This is a genomic window from Ferruginibacter sp., from assembly GCF_031430955.1.
Lineage (GTDB): Bacteria > Bacteroidota > Bacteroidia > Chitinophagales > Chitinophagaceae > Ferruginibacter.
Genome location: NZ_JANPCM010000145.1, coordinates 1 through 3,747 on the forward strand (window position 1 = coordinate 1; position 3,747 = coordinate 3,747).

A 3,747-nucleotide genomic window follows, 5' to 3' on the forward strand; every position below is an offset into this window, starting at 1 on the left:
GCCGTTTGTCAGAACGAGTAAATTCGTCAAAAGCAACCGTATTACAATACCATGGAAAAATAAAGCTGGTATTCAAAAAATAAACTTAATCATCTTTTTGTTGCTCTACTTACCTACCAATACAGGTTTAACTTATCGGACATTGACGCAATTACGACGCAATTCAACTTAGCTTATAAAAAGCCCTGCCCCTTTTTGTCCCCTTGTTTTTAAATAGCCAATTGGAACCAATCAGCGTAATACGTATTACGCCATTTATACGCCATTTGCGTCATAAGCTAATTCGTAAATTTATTAGCCCATTGTGCAATTATTGTACAAATTCATTTGTATATTTTTTTGATGCCACTCAAATAAAATGACCCAATTAATTTGTATGATAAAAGTTCAACAATGGTATGCCGTAAAAGTGAGTGACACAACGACGATGACATGGAAAACAAATGCCTGTCCCAAAAAAACAACAACGCAATTATCTTCCCTTCCTCAACCGGCAGCACAAATCCATCGCTTTCAAATAGTAATATCTTCCATCTTTTTAGTAAATACCTACCTTGTTAAGCGGTATTGATTTAGGTAAATTGTACATCGTAAGGGCTATGCTCAAATATTTTTAGCGCACTAATTTTTAACGATGAAACGATTGCCCCAATGCTTGCCTGCACTGTTGCTGGTGTTGTTACTGCTTTTTAATTTTAATGCATGGGCTGGCGATATTTTTGTAGCTGCCAATGGTTCGGACGTAAATGATGGATCGAAACAAAAACCACTGGCAACAATAAACGCTGCATTGCGTAAAGCCAGGGAGTGGCGGCGTTTGAATGATGCGGCAATTGCAGGCGGGATAAATATTATTGTAGGCGGCGGCGTGTATAATTTATACGAACCGGTTTTTATAAGGCCAGAAGATGCAGGCACTAATGAAAGCCCTACATACATACAAGCTGCATCAAATGAAATACCCATTTTAAGTGGTGGATTTAAAATAAATAATTGGCAAAAGTTACATAAAAAAATAGCAGGCCTTCCATTAAATGCACAGGGCAAAGTTTGGGTAGCGGATGTACCGCTTACCGCAGGAAGATTGTCCGAATTCAGGCAACTGTGGGTGAACGATACAAAAGCCATAAGAGCAAAAAGCATGAACGGCGATTTGATGGACCGCATTTTAAGCTGGGATAAAAAAGAACAGACCTGCTGGATACCTGCACAAAAAACTTTATCGCTGCAAAATGTTAGTGGCATGGAAATGTTTATTCACCAATGGTGGGCCATTGCCATTTTACGCATTAAAAAAATGGAAGTGCAGGGCGACAGTACGAAATTATTTTTTCAGCAACCCGAAAGTAAAATACAAAGCGAACATCCGTGGCCGGCACCATGGCTATCGAAAGAAACGGGTAACTCTGCGTTTTGCTTAACCAATGCCCTGCAGTTTTTAGATGAACCCGGCGAATGGTATTTGGATATGGCAAATCATAAAATTTATTACTGGCCAGGAGTAAATGAAAATTTGTTGACAGCAACTGTTGTGGCACCTTCATTAGAAACCTTAGTAAAAATTGAAGGAACGATTGACAACCCGGTTACCCATATTTATTTTACAGGCATTTCTTTTCAGCACACCGGTTGGTTGCGTCCATCACAACAGGGGCATGTGCCACACCAGGCTGGTATGTATATGACGGAAGCGTATAAATTAAAACCTGCCGGCACGGCGGATAAAAAAACTTTAGATAACCAGGCATGGATCGGCAGGCCGGCAGCAGCAGTGGAAATAAATTTTGCTGATAAAATTAATTTTGAAAATTGCCGGTTTTTACATTTAGCCTCAACAGGATTAGATTATAACAAAGCAGTGCATGATAATTTGGTAAAAGGAAATTTGTTTAAAGATATTGGTGGTACTGCAATACTTGCAGGTATATATTCAGACGCTGCAACAGAAATTCATTTGCCTTATAACCCCAAAGATGAAAGAGAAGTTTGTGATAAAATAACCATCAGCAATAATTTAATTACTGATGTTACCAACGAAGACTGGAGTTGTGTGGGCATTGGTTTGGGTTACACCAAAAATTCTTTGGTAGCAAATAACGAAATTGAAAATGTTGCTTACAGCGGCATCAGCATGGGTTGGGGCTGGAGCCCGATAGCGAATGCGATGAAAAATAACACCATTATTAAAAACAGCATTCACCATTATGGTAAACACAATTACGATTGCAGTGGCATTTATACATTGAGTGCTCAACCTAATTCATTCATCACACAAAATTATATCGACAGTATTTACAAAGCACCGTATGCTCATTTGCCTTCGCACTGGTTTTATATTTACACCGATGAAGGCTCTTCTTATTTTACGGTGAAAGATAACTGGACAGCTTCACAAAAATATTTACAAAATGCTAATGGCCCCGGTAATGTATGGAGCAATAACGGACCGGATGTAAACGCTGCCGTAAAACAAAATGCAGGTTTAGAAAATGAATATCAATTCTTACAAAAAGAAAAAACTGCAAAACTCAATCATCTTGCCATTAATAAAGAACACCACGAAGTAATTGAACTGGTTGTAAAAGAAAATGAAACACTGGATGTGCAAAAATTAAAAATTGTTCTTTTTAAAAACAATATTGATACGGCTGCAATTTACCAATGGCAAAACCATTACGTGATCTTTGCCAAGGTGCAGGATATTGGCATAATGCAGGGAAGGTTACAAAATAATTTCCCCAATACAGAAATAAAAGTTTACCACGATATGTTTTATGAATTCAACAGAAAATATTGTGATGATAAGAATGTTGCAAAAGCGTGGGATCATATTTTACTCACCTGCAATTTAGTAGCTGATAAAAAAATGCAGGAGGAATATTTAAATTACCACGCCACTCAATTTGAAAAATGGCCCGAGGTAGCCAAAGGTTTTTGCAATGCCAGCTTTCAGCAATTATTAATTTATAAAAACGGCAGGCAATTGGTTTTGGTAATAAGTATTCCTAAGGGAGAAAGTTTGGATAAATTAAATCCGAAGACGGTGGAGAATAATCCAAGAGTGGATGAGTGGAATAAAATAATGAGTAAATACCAGGAAGGGATTGAGGGAACAAAGAAGGGAGAAACATGGATTTTTTTAAAGCCATTGTAAAGGGCCGCAGTTTTCGGTTTGGCTATAAGTGGTATATTTTGTAGATTTATAGCCAAACCAAAAAGATACAGTAATGCAAAACATCATCGGCCGGGAGGGTGAAATTGATTTCTTTCACTCGGTAATGGAAAGCAATAAGTCGGAATTTGTAGCAGTATATGGCAGGCGGAGGGTAGGTAAAACATTTTTAGTAAGAAGTTTCTTTGAAGATAAATTTAGTTTTTACATTACCGGTATGGCTAATGCTGGTACGGCTCAGCAATTACAAAATTTTACGGATTGCTATAAAAAACTGGCTGGCAAAATGTGCCCATGCCAATACTGAATTTGGTTCAGATGTATTGGCATTAATTCCAATTGCAGCTAACACTTCGCATTGGAAGAGATTTGTCTTTACAAAAGCTCGAGCAATTTGTTTTTTATATGATACAAGGCTAAAATTTTTAGAAAATGGTCAGGATGTAGGAAAAGGTGCTCCAATGGCTTGTGCTATGATTTATTGGGGAGATAATTATTACAAGTTTTATGAGACATTTATTGAATATGGTGCTGTGGTGGATATTTCAAATTTAATAGATGAAAAGATTGGTTCA

General features: G+C 37.4%; 2 protein-coding genes. Both read left to right on the forward strand.

Annotated features, from left to right (window positions below):
• Positions 1 to 634 precede the first annotated feature (634 nt).
• Positions 635 to 3,154: an L-rhamnose mutarotase gene (locus ACY65O_RS03985; RefSeq protein ID WP_462219554.1), complete on the forward strand. Its 2,520-nt coding sequence runs from the start codon at positions 635 to 637 to the stop codon at positions 3,152 to 3,154.
• Positions 3,155 to 3,357: 203 nt separating this feature from the next.
• Positions 3,358 to 3,747: hypothetical protein (locus tag ACY65O_RS03990; RefSeq protein WP_462219555.1), on the forward strand; the 390-nt coding region annotated here is incomplete at its 3' end.